Consider the following 21,005-nt stretch of genomic DNA (forward strand, 5'->3'; position numbering starts at 1 on the left):
CATCACCATTGGTTGAGTGGAAGGTTTCCTGAATTTTATGTATCGAGGGATAAAAGCAGAAGACCATAATAATCAAGCTCATTGTTATCAAATCCAATAACAATCGCTTGACCAATGGCTGGCAGTTAGTACACTCCGAAAAGCCAACTGCCAGGGGATCCCATGGATTTTGCTGAAAAGCTTCAGGTTTTCATAACCGTGGCGGAGCTTCAGAGCTTCGCCAGAGCCGCCCAATCGCTTGGCCTTGCCAGGCCTAGCGTAACCGTGGCGATAAATGAGCTTGAAAAAGAGGTGGGCGCACGGCTTTTACACCGTACGACACGGCGGACGACGCTAACGTCCGAAGGCGTGGCGTACTACGAACAAGCAACCATGACCCTAAATGCAGTCGGTGAAGCTCGAAATTTCTTCGGCGGTGGCTTATCGGAGCCCAAAGGACGACTGCGGGTAGACATGAGTAACTCGCTCGCGAAGTCCATGATCATTCCGAACATCAGCTCCTTCAAGAAAGCCTACCCCCAGGTTGAGGTGATTCTAGGAGTGAGTGACCAGCAGGTGGATCTAATCGCAGAGGGGGTCGATTGTGTGCTTCGGATTGGGGAGTCCTCTCCCACAAGCTTAGTGAGCCGTACGATCTACCGTGACCCGTTCATCATCTGCGCGTCACCTGATTACCTCAAGACTCACGGGGCACCAAAGTCCCTGGACGACCTGAAGAACCACTTGGGCGTTGTCTATTTTTATGGGCGAGAGCGGAAGGTCAAGGAATGGATGTTCACGGTAAACGGCAAGCCGCGTTCAATCAGGATGAGACCCGCCCTACAAGTCAACAATCATGACGCCTACGTGGCCTGCGCGTTGAATGGTCTGGGGTTGGCTCAGATTCCTCTGATCGGCGTTCGGAACGAGTTAGCAGCAGGTAGCCTTGTGCAGGTCCTGGCGGATGAGGATGCAGGGCATACCCCTATCTCCGTCATGTATCCGGCTCGAAAGTATCTACCCATGAAGGTCAGAGTATTCATTGACTGGGTCATTTCGATTTTTGAAAAGGAGGAGGCTAAAACACTCAAGTCTCCCGAAGGGGCCAGCCTCTAAAGGAATCCACCCGGTCGCGACATAGTACGACAAGGACTGGATTGATCACTGAACGGTCTCATCACACCGGTAGATTGTGCATGAGCCTGCACAATCATTCCAAGATTAGCGGCTTCTGCTGCACCGCGCGGGCGACTATCGTTAGCTCAACACCCACCGGTCACAGTGACCGCTACTGGAGTTCAACATGAGTACTATCGATAACGTCGCCCGCAACAAAGAAAACCTCCGCGCTCTGTTGCAGGATGCAATGCCAAACGGTCGCTTTGACCAAATGGAAGCGCTCGTCTCCCCTGATTGCATTACTCGCCGAGCAGGGTTCGCGAGCCTCTTCGTTGCTCGGGGCGATGCCATCCCTGAAAAAGGCAATTTTCTCAACTGGCTTAAAGCGGGCTGGAAGCCACTGACCGACGCTCTTCGATTCGAACCAGTTGTGGTTTCTGATATCGTCGGCGAAGGCAATAAGGCAATGATACATTTCACCATGACCGTCACCCACGTTGGCGAGTTTGTTGGCATGCCCGCAACTGGGAAAAAAATCAGCTGGGAAGAAATCGGCATCGCTCGCTTTGACGATGACGGTAAAATGGACGAGCTTTGGTTCATGTGCGAAGAGCTGAAAATGGCACTTGAGCTGGGTCTCAAGCTTCAGGAATGACGCAGGTGCGCGTTACTCCATCGCACGTAAAATCGCCGTTCAGATGTACGTAAGTCGGTGACTGACTATGACGGCCTTCACCAGCGGAGGCCGTCCTGGATCTTGGTGCGGAAGGCGAAGAATATTTTCTGGTTGAAGGGATTGACTTATGAACCAGATGTTGGCGATCCGCGCCTTCGTACGTCTAGCGGAAGCGGGATCGTTCACCAAGGTGGCAGATCAGCTGTCTCTCCCCCGCTCCACAGTGAGCAAGCTGATATCAGATCTTGAGCAGCATTTAGCGACCAAATTGGTTCAGCGGACAACCCGCGCTGCAACGCTCACGCCGGAAGGCGAAGAATATTACGCAATGGTTTTCCCACTCGTGGCAAACCTCGACGATGCAGACAGTCGGATTCGAGGTCACCGCGGGCGACCGAGCGGAAGACTGAGGGTCGATGTAACCTCGTCGTTCGCCAATCTCTTCCTCATAGACAGGCTACCTGACTTTCAGGCTCGCTATCCCGATCTCGTGCTTGAGCTTGGAATCTCCGACAGAACAGTCGATATCGTGAGCGAAGGTGTCGATTGTGCTATCCGGGCGGGTAAGCTTGATGACACGTCGCTCATCGGCCGGCAGCTATTCACTGCGCATTTATCGCTCTGCGCGTCACCTGGATATCTTGAACGTAGGGGAACGCCTCAAACCCCTGACGATTTGAGGAATCACGACCTTGTGGGCTACTTCGTTGCCACGACTTCGCGCCCATTTCCGATCCAGCTTAAAAAAGCAGATCAACACACCCAAATTCAGACCTTCTCTGTTCTTGCGAACGAAAGCCATGGCCATATAAAAATGCTCGTAGCCGGCCTTGGGATCGGGCAAGAAATCCGGCCAATGATGCAACCCTTCATCGACTCTGGCCAACTGGTCACCCTGCTTGATGATTGTGAGCAACCCACAGTCACCTACAACCTTCTATATCCATCTAATCGCCACCAGAGCCTAAGGCTTCGCCTCTTCATTGACTGGATTTTTGAGCAGGTACATCTGCTTGATAAGGTTGCCCAACCACCCAGCGTCTAATCTCCGAATCTTTTCACAACTTCGGAGATAAACGCCTTTAGGTGCGCGGTTTGTCTACGGTCAGCACGATATATCAGATGGAGCGGTTTCGTGGGCCCATCATACTCACCTAACACCCGAACCAACCTACCCGCTGCCAAATGGTCAACTAAGCTATCGTAAGCCCCCATTATTAAGCCCTCGCCGTTGATTGCAGCACCGATCAATGCTCGCATGTCATTTATCCGAAGCCGACTTTTCAGACGGGCATTAAACATTTCTCCATTACAGCTAAAAGTCCAGTTATCCTCAGCCGACCGATCACTGTATAGATAGCAAATCCCTGTATGCGCAGCGAGTGCATCAATAGTTGTAGGTGTTCCGAACCTTTCTAAGTACCCTGGCGATGCACAGACCACAAGCTGATGAGATCTAAGCGTGCGCGCCACTATAGAAGAATTGCTTAGACCATTCAGACCCCCTATCCGAATCGCAGCTTCGAATCCGTCATCAGTTAAATCCACATAACGATCCGTTAGCGTTAGCTCAATCTCTGTTAGAGGATGCAATTCGAGATATTCTCGAAAAAAAGCCATAAAGCTTCCACACCCGAAGTCCTGCGGAGCACTAATACGAAGAACACCTTTCGGTTCAGTAAGTGCCCCAGTTGCCATAGCGTCTGCACTCTCAATCTCGGCCAGAATGAGCTTACACCGGTGCAAATATCTTACCCCGACCTCAGTCAGGCTCTGCCGACGAGTAGTTCGACTAATAAGACGGACCCCGAGACGCTCTTCCAAGCTCAAAATGTGTTTTGCGACCATCTGAGGAGAAATAGACAGCTTCACCGCTGCCCCCGCGAATGAGCCCGTCTCCGACACGCAGACAAAGACCTGCATGGCCTTGACCTGATCCACCATTAAACACCCATGGTTGTTAATCAAAACAATAAATTAGCATTTTTTGCTCCTTTGTTGGGAATTAGTATAGCCAGCCGGGTCGTAGACGAGCACCACGTCCGCCACGACGTACTTACTGACTCTAGGATTAAGAAAATGCTAGCACCCTCCCCCATAGCCGCGACGAAGCCTTCAGTCGCTGGCGTCGCATCCCTAGCCGTTGGAGCATTTGCATTTGTAACGGCCGAATTCTTGCCTGTGGGCGTACTGCCCGAAGTGGCTGAAGCTTTTAACGTGACGTCTGGCCAAGCCGGCTTGATGATGACCCTTCCAAGCTTGCTCGCTGCCCTTTCAGCCCCTGGCCTAATGATTGCGACAGGCAAAGCGGACCGGCGCCTGGTCCTGATTCTTCTCTCATGCCTGCTGGTCATTGGCTGCACGCACTACTTCGCTATTTGCGGAATCATTTATCACCATGCTGATAGGACGAGCGTTGGTCGGCGCGGGATTAGGCGCTTTTTGGGCGATGGGGCTTGCTGTGGCAAGTCGTTTGGTTGATCCGAAAGATGCTCACAAGGCAGTCGCGGCTGTTTTTGGAGGCGTTTCAGCCGCGATGGTTTTGGGAGTACCACTAGGAGCATATATCGCCGAATGGTCATCCTGGCGCGGAGCCTTCGTTGCGGCAGCCGCAGTCGCTTTCATTGCTCTCGCGTTTCAGGCCGTCTCGTTGCCCTCTCTACCAGCTGACTCAGCGATCAAAAGTCGGCAGCTTTTCTCATTTATCTGCCGCATTGATGCTCGAAAGTCATTTCTTATCGCCACCTTAATATTTGGTGCGCACTTCGGTACGTATACCTACGTGGCCCCTTTATTGGTTCGAGCTGGTTTTGATTCATCAGAAATAACATTCCTGCTGCTGGGCTACGGTGCAGCGGGCTTCATCGCAAACTTTGTAGCTGCAAGGTTTATCTCCCATAGTTTAGCCAGGACTGCCTTGTCGACATTCGTCCTATTGGGGCTGGTTCTAGCTTTTTTACCAAGCATCAAACACCAACCCACAGTGGCAATTTTCGTGCTCCTTTGGGGAGCAGCATGGGGAACTGGCCCCCTATGCATCAATGCCGTCCATCAATCACTTGCAGGAAATCCCCCTGAAGCTAGTTCTGCAATGTTTATATGCGTTGTCCAGATTGCGATTTCGGCTGGTAGCGTAGTAGGAGGCCTAATCGTAGATGGCGCTGGAATTAATTCCACCTACTGGGCTGGAGCGGCATGCGTCCTATTGGGCTCGCTTTTGTTAATAGCGTTTCAAGGAAATATGAATGCAGGAGCGCTAGGTAAAATTCAAGCCCACTAATGTTCATTGACTGGATTTTTGAGCAGGTCCAGCTGTTCGACGATCAACAGTGAGTCGAATCCATGTGGTGGCATGATCATGCCGCCCTCCCCCCTGGCGCACCCAACCTAATGGTTGGCACGCCCAGCCGAGAACGTTCGAGTGAGTCGGCTTAGCCTCCCATGCATTTCTGATCACAACAATAATAAGGTCCGATAGCATGCAGACTGCATTTGATTACATCATCATAGGCGGTGGGGCAGCGGGTTGCGTTGTAGCAGCTCGGCTTAGCGAAAACTCCTCCAATCGCGTGCTGCTGATTGAGGCGGGACCACACGCTCGACACCCGCTAATCAAAATGGCCGGGGGGTACTTCAAGCTTCACGGGACCTCACGGACATTCCTGTTCAAAAGCGAGCCCGCTCCCGGTGCAAACAACAGGCAGCTGTCTCTGCTTCAAGGCAAAACCCTGGGGGGCGGAACCGCAATCAACGCGATGTGCTACAACCGTGGGCAGAAAGAAGACTACGACGCTTGGGCTGCAAACGGCTGCGAGGGATGGAGCTACAAGGATGTGCTGCCCTACTTCAAACGTGCTGAGAATAACAGTCGGCTTGCTGGCCCATTTCACGGGACGGACGGACCAGTGCGCGTCTCCGACGGTATACACCGCCACCGACTGAGCGATGCCTTCATCGTCGCCGCTCAGCAGGCTTCTGGCGCACCTGGACTACCCGCTCCCTTCAACCACGATTTCAACGGTGAAAAACAGGCAGGTGTAGGTTTTTACCAAACGATGAGTCATCGCGGAGAGCGCAGCAGTACGTATACGGCCTACATCGAGACCGCCGATAAGCGTAACAACCTGACTGTTTGGACTGACTCCTCAGCGCTGAAAATCCTGTTCAAGGGTACACGTGCTGTGGGGGTAAGAGTTCGCCGCGGTCGGACGGTGCATGACGTTCGGGCCGAAAATGAAGTGGTGCTGTCGGCGGGGGCATTTATGTCCCCGAAACTGCTCATGCTGTCGGGCGTCGGGCCGGCTGAGCATTTACAGCAACACGGTATCGACGTAGTTCTAGACCTTCCTGGCGTTGGCCAAAACTACCAAGATCACGTACTTGTACCAGTGGACGCTGACCTCAAGCAGCCAATCAGTTTGATGGGGCAAGATAGGGGGTGGAGGGCGCTGTCGAACGGCTTGCAGTGGACGCTGTTTCGCAGCGGTGTTCTCACCTCCAACATCGTAGAGTGCGGCGCTTACTTCGATACTGATGGCGATGGTCGATCCGAGGTCCAGCTGAATGCGCTGGCGGCCTCATCGTGCGGCTGGGGCGAGCCCATCCCACAGGTTCACAGGTTCTCACTTGCGCCACTGTGCAACGCTGTCCAATCACGCGGCGAGGTACGGCTGCGCAGCGCTAATCCTGATGACATGCCGATGGTGTATGGGAATTACCTCAGCGCTCAAGCGGACGTGGACCACCTTGTCAAAGGTATCAGAATTGCCCGCAAGATCATGGCAGCTCCCGCTTTGGCGAAGTATCTGAAACAGGAGTCGCTGCCTGGCAGCGACGTCGGCGACAGTGACGAAGAACTGGGAGCGTATGTGCGCGCACGCGTCAGTACTGCGCTCCACCCGGCCGGAACCTGCGCCATGGGGACCGGCCCCGACGCAGTGGTTGATACACAGCTTCGGGTGCATGGCCTACAGGGTTTGCGCGTGGCTGACGCCTCGATCATGCCTAACATCATCCGCGGCAATACTGCTGCTCCAACCGTGATGATTGGGGAGCGAGCCGCAGCGTTTCTGCGGGAGGGTACCAGGCTGACCTCCGAACAAATGGCCTCGTGAACGGACTGAACTGATCAACCGCCAGCGCAGCCTTGCGGTGAACGGTGTAAGGCCCGCTTAGCCGGGCCGTAGTCATTCAGCGTTTGCCTCCTCCTAAGGGCGCAGGCTGTCGCGTCCGCAGCTTCAGCTTTGCCGAGCGGCTTTCAAGCACCAAGCAGGCTAAACCTCAGAATTCCGGGATTAAGGCGTTGGTGCCCGTCTATTTTTTAGCGGACACGATTACGCTGATCCCAGGATTTCCATCCGCCATCGAAATCGTCTTCCCCTCGAAGCCTAAGTCATGCAGGAATGACTTTGGCCAGGCGCCCCGGCTTAACAAGCATCCATTGGACACGAGATCAATGCCAACATGACCCACGGAATGGCATCAACCTACCCTGGGTATGTCCGGCAGATATGCCGGTATGCGTACCGTGGCTAGCTAACGCCAATCGGCCAATTGTGACCACGATCAAGCTGAAACAGCATTGGCACTCGTGACCTCAATTACTGAGCGCTGACGGAAGGTTCAGGGAGCAGATTGCACAAATTGCTCGATGGTTTCGATCAAGCGGCTCGGATCGCTGTAGAGGTCCATGCCGCTGAAGGGGCGTATGACCTGATCGATCTCAACCAATAGTAGTGGCACACCACCCGCGCACACCTCGCGCATCAGAGACTGCGAGCCGCTGATGCGATGGGACGTATCTTCTGTTAGCTGCTCGTGGTGTGTAATCAGCGCGCGAAGGTCCTCTACACTGACCGCATGTCCCTCCTCGGTCAGAAAGGCAGCGGTGAACGCCGCCACTACATCAGATGATGATGTATCAAGCCCTTCAACGTAACGGGCCGTTTGGAGCTTGCCATATAGCTTCGGCTCTAGAGCTTTCTCCTTACCTCGAACGAAAGTAAGCGCTCGGCTCATCGGCATCGAGTCGAAGCGCACAGGCCTCTCACCCAAAATCTCTTCGAAGTAGGCCGGAGCAAAGGGTTGACCAGTTAAGGACGCAATCCGCTGATCATTGGTGCGCGCGTGGTGTGCGAACTCAGGGGTGATGAGACGTGCACCTGGGCCCGCGAAAAGACCTGTAGGGCGCATCTCCAGCTCGTTTGGAAAACGCTCAGCCAGCCGACTCAGAGCATCAGCGCTTGCGTAGCACCAACCACAGAGGGGATCAAACATGTAGTGCAATTTCAAGCTGGCCATTTATGGGCTCCGATAACGTAATTCAGCTGAACTGGCCCGGAGGAGATCTACGCTGCGGCAATCTCACCTACTCGCCTGAACCTCAACCACAGAAAGCTCAGCACCGCTCCCGACCCTGCGGCGGCGATTACTAAGCACATAGGACGTGGAGAACCGTCTGCTAAGACTCCAACCAATGCGCTAAAGGCTGCACCCATGGCAAACTGCGTGGAGACAGCCAGCCCGGCAGCGGCGCCGGCGTTAGTTGGAAAAAGCTTCAACAGGCAGGCCACACAGTTGGCGCCCATCAGCCCGGTCACGCTGACATATACGACTACCAAACCCACGATGCCATAAAGTCCGAGCATCCCCCCGCCACCAAGAGCTGCAAGGCCCAACGACGCCCCTCCAGCAAGCAATGCGCCCACGCCCAACATCTTGAGCGGGCCTGTGCGGCCGACGAATCGAGCATTCAGCGCCGTCACGACAATTACGCCTGCAATGTTCAAAGCAAAGAGCCAACCATAGAGCCGCGGTGAAACTCCGAAAAACTCAATGTAGACATATGGAGAGGCGGTAATGAATGCAAACATCCCTCCAAATGTGAGCCCCATGCAGAGAATCAAAGCTACTGCTGTGGGATCACATGCGATGCGCCAATAGCCAGCAAATGCGGAGCTGACTGAGCGTGTGCGCCTTTCAGGAGGATGAGTTTCTGAAATCCGCCAAATGCAAGCCAACAGGCATAGTGCAGCGAAGCCGAAGAGGCCTGCGAAGATGGTCCGCCAGCCATGTATCAGCATCAGAAAACTGCCTGCAAGCGGCGCAACCAGCGTCGCGACCATGGTGGCCAGATGCATCATGGACAGCGTCCGCGCTGCATCTCCGAAGGAGAACAGATCCCTGACGATGGTACGAGCCAATACCGAAGCTGCGGCCCCTCCAATCGCTTGGAAGAAGCGCCAGACAATCAGCTGCTCAACGGTATTTGCCAACATGCAACCAATTGAAGCCACCAGGTAGAGCGACATCCCCCCTAGCAGTAATGGCTTGCGTCCATAGCGATCCGATAGCGGGCCATAGAAGAGCATCCCTATACACAAGCCCGCGAGGAAGACACCTATGGTCATCTGCACGCTCTCAGTGCTAGCGCTCAGATCAGCCGCAATGGAGGGCAGGCTGGGCAGGTACGTGTCAATCGACAACGGCGCAAAAGCCACCAGGGCAGCCAACAGAATAATGAGGCGTCGAGGGTAATCAAGCATGCGCGCTCCGAAGCGATAAGACAGGCCCAAAAACGATAACATCTTAACGTTATTGAGCAAACCTTTTCACTTGAAGCGCAACGCCCCTAGGGTTCGATCTTCTTCAAATCGTTAAGTAGAGAGAGGAGCTGGGCCATTTTTTCCGCGCCAAATTGCGCCTGGATTTTTTGGTAATTGCTTTCCATATCTCCGCTCATTTCAGCAAAGCAAGCCTGCCCGCGCTCGGTAAGGCTCACGAAAACCCTGCGCTGATCCAGCTGTGATTTTTGGCGAAGAACGATGCCATCACGCTCCAGTCGACTGAGCACACCAGTCATGCTGGGCTTCAGAATGCATGCCTGCTGGGCGAGTTGATGACTTTCAAGCTCACCTTGCTGACTGAGGATTCGGATAACCCGCCATTGCTGCTCAGTCAGGTCATGCTCATTCAGAGATGGCCTGAAAAATGCCATTGCGGCCTCTCTAGCTTGCAGGAGGGTCAAAGTAAGAGAAGGTCTAGGTTTAGCCATGATCAAACCACGTCGAGTGAGCGAAACGGCAGCTTATTAGCATGCCTATACGGGTGCAAGAACGGCCCTGCGTTGGTGGACTGCCTCACCCCGAACACCGGGGATGCGCCATCGCACCCACTTGGACAAATCCCATGAAAAGTACAACTTCCCCCACGAAAACCTCATTTTCCATGCGGGGCTTTGCTGTGACCATCTGGATACAACCATTCAGATGACCGGAGCACTCCAGGCGTGTCCAGATCAGCTCAGTCCAGAGTGTCGTTGCCGATAGTCTCCAGGCGTGAGGCTGGCGTAACGCTGGAAAAAACGACTGAAGTAGGCCGGATCCTTGAATCCCAGCTGGTAACAAACCTCGTTCGCAGAACTAGCACTGAAAAGCAAAAGTCGCTTTGCCTCCTGCATGAGTCGCTCTTGGATGAGGCGTTTCGATGGAAGATCTGCAATCCGGCGGCAGACATCATTGAGCCTCGGCTCCGTCACTCCTATTCCCGCAGCGTACCGAGAAAGCGGCCAATGCTCGCGGTAGTGGGCTTCGATCAGCTCATTGAAACGATGGAAGATTTTAAGATCCTCTCGCCGCGCAGGAGTCGCTTTTACAGAGTTGGAGCAAAGCCTCAGGAGGCTGATCATGATCAGCCGAGTAAGGTTCTCCAATGCGGCACTGCGACCCGCCCGCCGCTCCGCGACTTCGTTGCTCAGCTCTTCAAACAAAAGCTCAATACGCCTGGCCTCCCCCTGGTACATCGGCGCGAGGTTGGACAGCGCAACACACGCCGGCGCTACCTGGAGCCCAGAAGACACCAAGCTTCCGTCGGCCTCGATCAACTGCCAAACGAGTTGCTGGCGTACCGTCAATACATGGCCGTCGCTGTTAGCTTCGGTGACGAAGGAGTGAGCGACTGTTGGTGGCGTCAGAAAGAACATCGGCCCGGATTCAATGTACTGCTGATCATCAAGGTAAACCCGGACAGCCCCGGTTTTGACGTAATGAACCTGGAAGAACCGATCGTGGCGGTGGACGGGCATGTTTCTCCCGAAAAAGCCTGCCAGGTTACCCAAACGGTCATAGTGGACCTCGCTATCGCTGTAGCGCTGGTCGTACACCTGGCCAATGTTGATGTTCGGGATTGGTTGCCGATCAGTCATCAATTCGTACCCATTGTTCTTTTCGTCTCAGCTAGCTACCCACTCATGGTGCACCTGCCGGCTGAGCCACGCTACGACACGACACGACACGAACGCTTGACGATCGTTAACATATTAAATATAACGTTAACACATTAACGATTAGCAGGTAAGGCCTTCGCCCTACCACTGCCAGGAGAGAAGCATGAGCCATGCCTTGCATGACGCTGCGAACGGCACCCTGTTTGGCGTCGCGCTGAACTACAACGGTCTGCTGTCACAACGTCTCGCTGAATTCGAACAGCCGCCGTACAAGCAGGCTCCGATCAAGCCAGTGCTGTTCATCAAAACCCCCAATACCCGCAATGCACATGGCGCAGACGTCATTCACCCCACCGGTGAGAGGCTGCAACCTGGCCCGGCGTTGGGAGTGGTGATTGGTAAGGATGCAAGCCGCGTAAGCGCGGCCGATGCTCTGGCTCATGTCGCCGGCTACACCATCGTCAATGAGTACAGCCTGCCGGAAGACAGCTACTACCGCCCTGCGGTTAAGGCCAAGTGCCGCGACGGTTTCTGCGCCATCGGCCCAGAACTGGTACCTGTAGCGGCCATCGCCGATCCACACCAGTTGACCTTGAAGCTGTATGTGAATGGCGCCGTGGTGCAGGAAAACACTACCGCCAACCTAGTGCGCAGCATTCCACAATTGATCGCCGAACTGAGTGAGTTCATGACCCTGCACGCAGGCGATGTACTGATCACCGGTACGCCCGAGGGACGCGTCGATGTCAAACCAGGCGATTACGTCGAAGTCGAGATCACCAGCCTAGGCCGCCTAGCCAACACCATCGTCGCCGAGTCGGGGGAACAAGCATGAAACACGCGCGCATCCGCCATGAAGGCACAATCCACGCAGTTACAGTAGAAGCCGACCACGCTGTCCGCCTTGCCGATGGCCGCCTGCTAGCCGAGCATCAGGTTGAGTGGCTGTCGCCTGCTGAAGGCAGCATGTTCGCCTTGGGTCTGAACTACGCAGACCATGCGGCAGAGCTGGCCTTTGCCCCACCAACCGAACCGCTGGCATTTATCAAATCTCCAGGCACCTATACCGGCCACAACCAGGTCACTTGGCGTCCGGACAACGTGAAATACATGCACTACGAGTGCGAGCTGGTGGCGGTAATCGGTAAACCGGCGAAGAACGTCAAGCGCGAGGACGCGTTGGATTACGTTGCGGGGTACACCGTGTGCAACGACTACGCCATCCGCGACTACCTCGAAAACTACTACCGCCCCAACCTGCGGGTGAAGAACCGCGATGCCACCACCCCGGTCGGCCCGTGGATCGTCGATGCCGCCGATGTGCCGGACGTCAGCAACCTGAAACTGCGCACCTGGATCAACGGTGAGCTGAAGCAGGAAGGCACCACCGCGGACATGATCTTCGATATTCCCTACCTGATCGAATACTTCTCCAGCTTCATGACTCTGCAACCGGGCGACATGATCGCAACCGGCACACCTGAAGGCTTGGCCGATGTGGTACCGGGCGATGAAGTGGTGGTCGAAGTAGAAGGCGTAGGCCGTCTAGTCAATCGAATCGTCAGCGAAGCTGATTTCTTCAAGAACAACAAGGCGTAAGCAGCATGATCAAACACTGGATCAACGGCCGTGAGGTCGAAAGCAAAGACACCTTCGTCAATTACAATCCCGCCACTGGCGAGGCCATTGGCGAAGTAGCCAGCGGTGGTGCCGAAGAAGTGGCACAGGCCGTGGCTGCGGCCAAGGAAGCCTTTCCAAAATGGGCCAACACTCCCGCCAAGGAACGCGCCCGCCTGATGCGCAAGCTGGGTGAATTGATCGACCAGAACGTGCCGCAGCTGGCCGAGCTGGAAACCCTGGACACCGGTCTGCCGATACACCAGACCAAGAACGTGCTGATTCCACGTGCCTCACACAACTTCGATTTCTTCGCCGAAGTCTGCACACGCATGGACGGTCATACCTACCCTGTCGACGATCAGATGCTCAACTACACCCTCTACCAGCCGGTAGGTGTGTGTGGTCTGGTGTCTCCGTGGAACGTGCCGTTCATGACCGCCACCTGGAAGACCGCACCCTGCCTGGCACTGGGCAACACTGCGGTACTGAAGATGAGTGAACTGTCGCCACTGACGGCCAACGAATTGGGTCGCCTGGCAGTTGAGGCAGGTATTCCGAATGGCGTACTCAACGTAATTCAGGGCTACGGCGCCACAGCGGGCGACGCACTGGTGCGCCACCCGGACGTACGGGCCATCTCCTTCACCGGCGGCACCGCTACCGGCAAGAAGATCATGCAGACCGCCGGCCTGAAGAAGTACTCCATGGAACTGGGCGGCAAGTCGCCGGTGCTGATCTTCGAAGACGCTGATCTGGACCGCGCGCTGGACGCTGCACTGTTCACCATCTTCTCGCTGAACGGGGAGCGTTGCACCGCCGGTAGCCGGATCTTCATCCAGGAAACCGTGTACAAGCAGTTCGTCGCCGAGTTCGCCGCCCGCGCCAAGCGCCTGAAGGTGGGCGACCCAACCGACCCGCAAACCCAGGTCGGTTCGATGATCACCCAGGCGCACTACGACAAGGTCACCGGTTACATCCGCATCGGTATCGAGGAAGGGGCAACCCTGCTGGCCGGCGGACTGGAGCGCCCTGCCAACCTGCCGGCACACCTTGCCAAGGGACAGTTCATCCAGCCTACTGTATTCGCAGATGTGAACAACAAAATGCGCATCGCCCAAGAAGAGATCTTCGGTCCAGTGGTGTGCCTCATTCCATTCAAGGACGAAGCCGAAGCGCTGCAACTGGCTAACGACACTGAGTACGGCCTGGCTTCCTACATCTGGACCCAGGACATCGGCAAAGCTCATCGTCTGGCCCGGGGCATCGAAGCTGGCATGGTGTTCATTAATAGCCAGAACGTGCGCGACCTTCGCCAACCGTTCGGCGGCGTGAAGGGCTCGGGCACTGGTCGCGAAGGCGGTCAGTACAGCTTCGAAGTATTCGCCGAGATCAAGAACGTCTGTATTTCCATGGGTAGCCATCACATCCCTCGCTGGGGCGTGTGACTTTTTTCCAAAGCGCTGGGCGGGCCGCTGTTCTGACGATCACCGGATCTACCCGACGCTGCGGGATTTACAAGAATAAGGAGTCTGATCATGGGTAAAGTCGCCCTGGCCGCGAAAATCACTCACGTACCCTCCATGTACCTTTCCGAAATGCCTGGCCCTCGTCACGGTTTTCGCCAAGCAGCCATCGATGGGCACTACGAGATTAGCCGTCGCTGCCGTGAGTTAGGGGTCGACACTATTGTCGTGTTCGACACTCACTGGCTGGTAAACGCCAACTACCACGTCCTCTGTGGGGAGCACTTCAAAGGGGTCTATACCTCCAATGAGCTGCCGCACTTCATCAGCAACATGGAGTACGAGTTCCCCGGCAATAAAGAGCTGGGGTTGATCCTGGCCGAGGAATGCAATCGCCTCAACGTTGAGACCATGGCGCACCACGCGACGACTCTCGGCCCCGAATACGGCACTCTGGTGCCCATGCGCTACATGAACAAGGACCAGCACTTCAAGGTCATCTCGGTCTCGGCGCTCTGCACTTCGCACTACCTGGCAGACAGCGCCCGCCTTGGCTGGGCAATGCGCAAAGCGGTAGAGAAGCACTATGACGGCACCGTCGCGTTCCTTGCCAGCGGATCGCTGTCGCATCGTTTCGCTCAGAACGGCCAAGCACCTGACTTTGCCACCAAAGTGTGGAGCCCATTCCTAGAAACCCTCGATCATCGTGTAGTAAAGATGTGGGAAAACGCCGAATGGGAAGAGTTCTGCGGGATGCTCCCAGAGTACGCAGCCAAAGGTCATGGTGAAGGCTTTATGCATGACACGGCGATGCTCCTGGGTGTGCTGGGCTGGTCAAAGTACGACGGTAAGGCCGAGGTAGTGACGCCATATTTCGGTTCGTCGGGCACTGGCCAGATCAACGCCATCTTCCCAGTAACACCTCAAGACGGTTCTGCAATCCCGCCTTCCCAGGCGTCCAACCCCAGCGCCGTAATGCCCACAAGCCGCCTGTGATACCACAACACGCCTGGCCCCCTTTGAGGGTGGCCAGCCTGCATCGCCGAGGACGCCCTCATGCCACACCTGGTTTTGCTTTATACCCCCGACGTTGAAGCGGAGGCCGACATAACCGGTCTCTGCCGCGCTTTGGCTGACACCATGCTTGAACAACGCGACGCTGATGGCAAAGCCGTTTTTCCCACTGGCGGAACCCGCGTGTTGGCCTACCCCGCCGCCCATTGCGCGGTAGCCGACGGTAAGGGTGATTATGGCTTTCTGTATGCCAACCTGCGAATGGGTACGGGTCGAAGCACTGAGGTGCATAAGGCCGTGGGCGATAGTCTCTTAGCCGTCCTAAAAACTCACCTCGACCCACTGCTACAGAAACGGCCAATCGGCATCACAGTGCAGATCGACCACAGCAACAGCCAGGTCTACGACGCCAAGCACAGCACACTGCACCCGCTGTTCAACCGCTAGCACCATGGGTTTTAGTGCAGCGCTTCCCAGGTACTGGCAACTCCCGTCAGCGCTTCACATCGGCCAGCTGCGCGCCACCACTCACAGCGCAAGCCTGGCGCTGTACGTAAATGCCGTATTCAACGCCTTATGTGACCTGCTGATGCTGCGCACCCGAGCCGCCAACGTCATATCTTGAATCGAGAGATTTCCACCATGCTAGACGACGCTTTCATCCAACAAGCCGCCGAACGCCTCGATCAGGCCGAACGCTCCCGGGAGCAGGTGCGCCAGTTCTCGCTCGACCACCCCGCAATCACCATCGAAGACGCCTACGCTATCCAACGCGCCTGGGTGGCGAAAAAGATCGCAGCCGGGCGCAAGCTGGTCGGCCACAAGATCGGCCTGACCTCGCGGGCCATGCAGGTGTCGTCAAACATTACCGAACCTGACTACGGCGCCCTGCTCGACGATATGCTGTTCGATGAAGGTAGCGACATCCCTTTCGAGCGCTTCATCGTGCCGCGCGTCGAAGTGGAATTGGCGTTCATCCTCGGCAAGCCACTGAAAGGCCCCAACGTCACCGTGTTCGACGTGCTGGACGCTACCGAGTGGGTAATCCCGGCGCTAGAAATCATTGACGCGCGCATCCAGCAGGTCGACCCGCAAACCCAGGCTACGCGCAAAGTGTTCGACACCATTTCTGACAACGCTGCCAACGCCGGCGTGGTCATGGGCGGCCGTGCCGTGCGCCCTACCGAGATCGACTTGCGCAAGGTGCCGGCAGTGCTTTACCGCAATGGCGTGATCGAGGAGTCTGGGGTCAGCGCCGCCGTGCTTAACCACCCCGCCAAGGGTGTCGCATGGCTGGCCAACAAGCTGGCCCCGTACGACGTTACGCTCCAGCCTGGCCAGATCATTCTGGGTGGCTCCTTTACTCGCCCGGTCGCCGCTCGCCCAGGCGATACCTTCCACGTCGACTACGACATGCTCGGCTCGATTGCCTGCCGCTTCGTTTGAGGACCTGCCAATGGACATGCCTACCAACCACTTTAAGCAACGCCTGCGGAGTGGCGAAGCTCAGATCGGCTTGTGGCTCGGCCTAGCAGATGCTTACTGCGCAGAGCTTGCTGCAAATGCCGGCTTCGATTGGTTGCTGATCGATGGTGAACACGCGCCGAACGACTTGCGAGGGATGTTGGCTCAGCTCCAGGCTGTAGCCCCCTACCCTAGCCAAGCAGTTATTCGCCCGGTAATAGGCGACACTGCGCTCATCAAACAGGTCCTGGACCTCGGTGCACAGACATTACTCGTGCCGATGGTAGAGACCGCCGAGCAAGCCCGCCAACTGGTCAAGGCTGTGCACTATCCGCCCAAGGGTATTCGGGGCGTTGGCAGCGCACTGGCCCGCGCCTCACGCTGGAACAGCATCCCTGGCTATCTCGATCTCGCGGACGAGCAAATGTGCCTACTGGTGCAGATTGAGAACAAAGAAGGCCTCGCAAATCTGGACGAAATCCTGGCTGTTGAAGGCGTAGATGGTGTGTTCATCGGTCCAGCTGATCTGAGCGCTGCTCTTGGCCACCGTGGCAATCCAGGGCACCCAGAAGTCCAGGCAATCATTGAAGAGTCTATTGTCAGGATTGGCAAAGCAGGCAAAGCCGCGGGGATCCTCAGTGCCGACGAAAAGCTGGCTCGTCGTTACATTGAGCTGGGGGCTGCTTTCGTGGCAGTAGGAGTAGACACGACGGTGCTCATGCGAGGCCTACAGACCCTCGCTGGCAAGTTCAAGGAAAGCACTGTGACCAGCAGCGCTGGCGGAGGCGTGTACTAGCTTTGCAGAACACAAAAGGGGCGCATTTGCGCCTCTTCTGATATGCAAATCGATATTGAGTGAGAAAGCGAAATCAAACGGATCTAATACGGACCTTACGCTTCAATGAGAAGCCATCCGCACAGATACACTCTAGAGCGCCCTTTTCACCTTGCCTGGCGGCACAATGCCACAATGTTTATAAGGCGCATTACTGACCAAGCGAACCGTGGTGAAATACGGATATAGTTTTTGTACTTCCCGAGCGGTGCAATTAGTGGTTTCCACTTCCGCTCCCTGCTGGAAAGCCCACCATGAGAGACTAGTTAATGGCTCCACTTCCTCAAATCCCCCTTTACGCGCACCAACGTAGCGAGTCAACCTGTCTATATACATCGGGAGATCTGCAACAGCTATCCCGCCGCTTCGATACCTAGCCGCATGAAATCCAAGCAAAAGACGATCGTCGTATAAAATCCTTTCTTTACCTGCTAAAACCATCCAAATGCATGCTGACTGACACTCCCCTTCAATGTAGCCGCCCGCAGTGCCCTCCAACCGATACTTGAGTGCCAAACAAGTTTGCAAACCATTAGAAAAAATGGTGTCAGCGATTTCCATAGCACTCTCGCTTACGCCTCCTCTCGACGACACACAGACTTTTTTAATTTCAGGATGCGCAGCAATCAACTCCTCTAGATTTTTCTTAACCCGCCACGCACCTAGTTCATTTACCTTTCCATGAACCAAGAAAACCTCATCAGCGCAACCACCTACCTCACACACTCTCGCTCTGCTGATAGAGGTTTCCGGCCATACGAACCAGGCGACAAAACCTGCATATAAACCAACAATGACAGCAACAATTGCTATATGTTTTCCACTTAGAGGTAGCTTACCAAATCGGAGCAAATCGTAATCCTTCTAAATCCAAAATCAGATATTCTCGCGCTCAAGGAGCACGTTAATCATGGCTGCCCTAGCCGAGCAGCGCCTTGAAGTCAATTGTCGAAACACCAACGATGGAGCAATATCAATACCTAACATGGCAGCCGCGAGAAGCATTACGACAATGAGGTCGGCCTCCAATCGCTGTCAGATCAGCGAGTATATCAAGCAAGGTGCCTATGATTACTCCCGCTCATTTCACAAAGCGAAAAAACGGCGCTCCAGGGCGCCGTTGTTCCAGGTAAAAATGTAATTCAGCTCCGAATTACGGCCTTCAGCACTTCTTTAAATGTCTCGACCTGTTCCTTGCTGAACTGCCCAAATACTTTCTCTTGCTGCTCACCCGCAATGGTCCAAAGCGCCTCGGTCTCGTCTACACCCCTGACCGTCAATTTTACGCAGTCGCCGGCATTCTCTACCAACCCCTTACGCTTGAGGTTGGTCACCGCTTCCTCGATCTCTCGGGCTGGCATCGCAACTTCCCGCTGCAAATCTGGAAGGCCGAGACCAGCGTCATTCTCAAGGACCATGAGCATCCGCGCTTCACTCGTGCGCAAGCCTGTAGAGAGCTGACGAGGCTGGTAGCTCGCTTGGTATGCCCGCAGTGCCTGGGTCATGAGGTAGTAGATATTGTGGTTCAAGCGACCTTGGAAATTGCTGCTAGGTAACTGACCTTCTTCACGCTTCGTCATGCGGGTATGAGGCAGCACCATGGAGTAGGCACCCTGATGGTAGAGCAGCGGCGCCCGGCCAAGGTCATCGAATGCCACAACCTTCCCAACGAGAATCCAGTGGTCTCCGCCATCGAGCTGCTGGAATTTCTCGCAATGGAATCGCGCTGAGCAATCTGCGAACACAGGAGCGCCACCCTCCCCTGGTTCATGAGCGATGCCTGCGAAGCGGTCGTCCTTCGGCCGTGCAAAATTGTTGGAGAGGTCAATCTGGTCGGCTGCCAGCACGTTCACTGCAAAATGGGACGCTGCCTCAAACACCTCATGACTGCTGGAACGCTTGTCGATGCTCCACAAGATGAGCGGCGGGTCGAGCGATACCGAGTTGAAACTATTGGCAGTCACACCCACCTGACGACCGCTGGGGTCCCTGGCTGTGATCACTGTTACGCCGGTTGCGAAATTACCCAAGGCGCGACGAAACGCTCGTGCATCAAACTCATGTTCAGTAGTTTCTGTGGACATGCAAGACTCCCGAACAAGCCGTAAACGGCTCGCTCTCATTGTTTTTATGTGTCGATTGGGTCGTAGAGAAGGCCTCAGACCATCGAAGGATCGGGCTCAAGACCCATCAACTCACGACCAAGAATCTGAGCGCATACATCGTAATCGGAGTAAGCGTGAGCACCTGTCATATGAGAGTCGCGGAAGAGTCGCTGCATCTCATTACTCTCAAACCAGGCGCCACCGCCAGCCGCCTCCATCAACCGATCTACCGCCTGGATGCACATCTTGGTTGCGTAGCCCTGATTGGTTCGCCAGAAAGCCAGGGTGCCACGGGCAGGATATTCATGGCGCTCGCTGTGCTCTGCGATCTCGCTCCAGCTCTTCTCCAGCAGTGCACGCGCCGCTGCGACCTGGTGAGTAGATTCGGCCAGGCGCATCAGTGCAGGGGTCGCTGCGCCCACGGCCGCGCCGGTGTAGGCGCGAACTCGGTTTTTGGTCTTTTCGCGGAAGACCTCAAGCATACGCTCTGCAACACCCAAGCTGATGGTGGAGAAGCCACTCGCAAAATATGGGCGATATGGAGCGTAGAAAATTTTGCTGTCTGGATAGAGACCAAAGCCAGCAGATTTTCCTTCCATCATATCCTTCGCTTTCTGGATACGATGTTCAGGCACAAATGCATTTTCGACGATGAGCGTCTTGCTACCACTGCCTCGCATCCCGATGGCGAACCAGTCGTCACGGATTTCGTAATCACTGCGAGGGAGGACTGCAAAGCAGTAGTCCTGGGTACCTTCGGCGTTTTTACGCCGGAATCCCAGAATTGCCCACTCAGCATGGTCGCAACCCGAACTCCAGCCCATCTCACCACTGAAGGTTACGCCGCCTTCAACTTCTTCGGTACGACCGAATGGCGCGATGCTGCTGCTTGCAGTAGCGTCTGGCGTGGTGCCCCACACTTCTTCCTGGAGCTTGGCTGGGAACATCGCCATCTGGTGTGAATGAGTGCAAAGCAAGCTCATCGCCCAGGCGGTGCTTGCGCATGAGCCTGCAAGTACGGCGATACAGTCTGCAAATTCAGGAAGCGAGATTTCCATGCCCCCAAATTTTTTGGGCAAAAAGGCTCGGTGCATTCCGATCCCCTTGAGCAGGGCGATGTTCTCGGCCGGCACGCTACGATCTTTTTCCGCCTGCGAAGCATTCGCTGCAATGGCAGGCAAGACAGACTTCAGATCTTCCAGCAGCGGGTTGGGCTTTTTCATGGATGGTCTCTTTATTATTGGAGAATTCTGTCCAGGACGATGGCCGTCTCGCACTCTTGCGAGGGCTGTATCCGTCGGCCTTACACTCGATGACCACTCCAGTATGTGGCCGCCTATCACCATCCGAAAATGCACGTTACGAGCAGAAAATTGCACTTTTCATGGGAAATCTCTGACCCCGGTCGCAGGCTCGCCTCCATTTCGTTAATATATGAACAAAGTTGTAGATTCGGTGCCTATTACGAAGATCGACAAGATCCTGGATCAGAACCGCTATCTGCGCA

The 21,005-nt window shown here is 55.3% G+C and carries 20 protein-coding genes; 12 read left to right on the plus strand and 8 right to left on the minus strand.

Annotation, left to right across the window (positions count from 1 at the left end):
* Window positions 1–162 precede the first annotated feature (162 nt).
* The 3 genes from QQ992_RS17400 (at window position 163) to QQ992_RS17410 (ending at window position 2,819) form a co-directional block, all read left to right on the plus strand.
* Window positions 163–1,095 (plus strand): LysR family transcriptional regulator, encoded by a 933-nt coding sequence (locus QQ992_RS17400; RefSeq protein WP_286110471.1) that lies wholly within the window; start codon window positions 163–165, stop codon window positions 1,093–1,095.
* A 187-nt stretch (window positions 1,096–1,282) separates the two neighbouring features.
* A complete protein-coding gene (locus QQ992_RS17405; RefSeq protein WP_286110472.1) occupies window positions 1,283–1,753 on the plus strand; it encodes an ester cyclase in 471 nt (156 codons plus the stop codon).
* Window positions 1,754–1,901: 148 nt separating this feature from the next.
* Window positions 1,902–2,819 carry a LysR family transcriptional regulator gene (locus tag QQ992_RS17410; protein ID WP_286110473.1) on the plus strand — a complete coding sequence of 306 codons (918 nt, stop codon included), beginning with the start codon at window positions 1,902–1,904 and terminating at the stop codon, window positions 2,817–2,819.
* Here the strand turns inward: QQ992_RS17410 and QQ992_RS17415 are convergent.
* Window positions 2,816–3,718 carry a LysR family transcriptional regulator gene (locus tag QQ992_RS17415; protein WP_350156151.1) on the minus strand — a complete coding sequence of 301 codons (903 nt, stop codon included), beginning with the start codon at window positions 3,716–3,718 and terminating at the stop codon, window positions 2,816–2,818. The genes QQ992_RS17410 and QQ992_RS17415 overlap by 4 nt on opposite strands.
* Before the next feature lie 409 nt (window positions 3,719–4,127).
* On the opposite strand from QQ992_RS17415, the gene QQ992_RS17420 reads away from it, so the two are divergent.
* Entirely contained in the window at window positions 4,128–5,054 is a 927-nt protein-coding gene (locus QQ992_RS17420; protein ID WP_286110475.1) for an MFS transporter, read from the plus strand.
* A gap of 199 nt (window positions 5,055–5,253) precedes the next feature.
* Entirely contained in the window at window positions 5,254–6,888 is a 1,635-nt protein-coding gene (locus QQ992_RS17425) for a GMC family oxidoreductase (protein WP_286110476.1), read from the plus strand.
* A gap of 508 nt (window positions 6,889–7,396) precedes the next feature.
* On the opposite strand, the gene QQ992_RS17430 is transcribed toward QQ992_RS17425, so the two are convergent.
* From QQ992_RS17430 to hpaA, 4 genes are all read right to left on the minus strand, one after another.
* Window positions 7,397–8,074 carry a DsbA family protein gene (locus QQ992_RS17430; protein WP_286110477.1) on the minus strand — a complete coding sequence of 226 codons (678 nt, stop codon included), beginning with the start codon at window positions 8,072–8,074 and terminating at the stop codon, window positions 7,397–7,399.
* Between the two features lie 47 nt (window positions 8,075–8,121).
* Complete coding sequence (locus QQ992_RS17435; protein ID WP_286113962.1) at window positions 8,122–9,318, minus strand: Bcr/CflA family multidrug efflux MFS transporter; 1,197 nt, start codon at window positions 9,316–9,318, stop codon at window positions 8,122–8,124.
* A gap of 86 nt (window positions 9,319–9,404) precedes the next feature.
* Window positions 9,405–9,827, minus strand: coding sequence for a homoprotocatechuate degradation operon regulator HpaR (hpaR, locus tag QQ992_RS17440; protein WP_286110478.1), 423 nt, complete (start codon window positions 9,825–9,827; stop codon window positions 9,405–9,407).
* Window positions 9,828–10,070: 243 nt separating this feature from the next.
* Window positions 10,071–10,976, minus strand: a complete 906-nt coding sequence (hpaA, locus tag QQ992_RS17445) for a 4-hydroxyphenylacetate catabolism regulatory protein HpaA (protein WP_286110479.1) — start codon at window positions 10,974–10,976, stop codon at window positions 10,071–10,073.
* 184 nt (window positions 10,977–11,160) lie between these two features.
* On the opposite strand from hpaA, the gene QQ992_RS17450 reads away from it, so the two are divergent.
* From QQ992_RS17450 to hpaI, 7 genes are all read left to right on the plus strand, one after another.
* Window positions 11,161–11,832 (plus strand): fumarylacetoacetate hydrolase family protein, encoded by a 672-nt coding sequence (locus QQ992_RS17450; RefSeq protein ID WP_286110480.1) that lies wholly within the window; start codon window positions 11,161–11,163, stop codon window positions 11,830–11,832.
* Window positions 11,829–12,596, plus strand: a complete 768-nt coding sequence (locus tag QQ992_RS17455) for a fumarylacetoacetate hydrolase family protein (RefSeq protein ID WP_286110481.1) — start codon at window positions 11,829–11,831, stop codon at window positions 12,594–12,596. Before QQ992_RS17450 ends, QQ992_RS17455 begins: the two co-directional genes overlap by 4 nt.
* A gap of 5 nt (window positions 12,597–12,601) precedes the next feature.
* Window positions 12,602–14,062 (plus strand): 5-carboxymethyl-2-hydroxymuconate semialdehyde dehydrogenase, encoded by a 1,461-nt coding sequence (gene hpaE / locus QQ992_RS17460; RefSeq protein ID WP_286110482.1) that lies wholly within the window; start codon window positions 12,602–12,604, stop codon window positions 14,060–14,062.
* 90 nt (window positions 14,063–14,152) lie between these two features.
* Window positions 14,153–15,076, plus strand: coding sequence for a 3,4-dihydroxyphenylacetate 2,3-dioxygenase (gene hpaD / locus QQ992_RS17465; RefSeq protein WP_286110483.1), 924 nt, complete (start codon window positions 14,153–14,155; stop codon window positions 15,074–15,076).
* Window positions 15,077–15,136: 60 nt separating this feature from the next.
* A complete protein-coding gene (locus QQ992_RS17470; protein WP_286110484.1) occupies window positions 15,137–15,541 on the plus strand; it encodes a 5-carboxymethyl-2-hydroxymuconate isomerase in 405 nt (134 codons plus the stop codon).
* A gap of 195 nt (window positions 15,542–15,736) precedes the next feature.
* Window positions 15,737–16,540, plus strand: coding sequence for a 2-oxo-hept-4-ene-1,7-dioate hydratase (gene hpaH, locus QQ992_RS17475; protein ID WP_286110485.1), 804 nt, complete (start codon window positions 15,737–15,739; stop codon window positions 16,538–16,540).
* A gap of 10 nt (window positions 16,541–16,550) precedes the next feature.
* Complete coding sequence (gene hpaI / locus QQ992_RS17480; protein WP_286110486.1) at window positions 16,551–17,354, plus strand: 4-hydroxy-2-oxoheptanedioate aldolase; 804 nt, start codon at window positions 16,551–16,553, stop codon at window positions 17,352–17,354.
* A 132-nt stretch (window positions 17,355–17,486) separates the two neighbouring features.
* Here hpaI and QQ992_RS17485 read toward each other — a convergent pair whose 3' ends face one another.
* From QQ992_RS17485 to QQ992_RS17495, 3 genes are all read right to left on the minus strand, one after another.
* On the minus strand, window positions 17,487–18,245 hold the full coding sequence (locus QQ992_RS17485; protein WP_286110487.1) for a hypothetical protein: 759 nt from the start codon (window positions 18,243–18,245) through the stop codon (window positions 17,487–17,489).
* A gap of 290 nt (window positions 18,246–18,535) precedes the next feature.
* Window positions 18,536–19,477, minus strand: a complete 942-nt coding sequence (locus QQ992_RS17490; RefSeq protein WP_286110488.1) for a p-hydroxyphenylacetate 3-hydroxylase reductase component — start codon at window positions 19,475–19,477, stop codon at window positions 18,536–18,538.
* A 74-nt stretch (window positions 19,478–19,551) separates the two neighbouring features.
* Window positions 19,552–20,721: a p-hydroxyphenylacetate 3-hydroxylase oxygenase component gene (locus QQ992_RS17495; protein WP_286110489.1), complete on the minus strand. Its 1,170-nt coding sequence runs from the start codon at window positions 20,719–20,721 to the stop codon at window positions 19,552–19,554.
* Window positions 20,722–21,005 lie beyond the last annotated feature (284 nt).

It is taken from the genome of Pseudomonas kurunegalensis (assembly GCF_030291635.1).
GTDB classification, from domain to species: domain Bacteria; phylum Pseudomonadota; class Gammaproteobacteria; order Pseudomonadales; family Pseudomonadaceae; genus Aquipseudomonas; species Aquipseudomonas monteilii.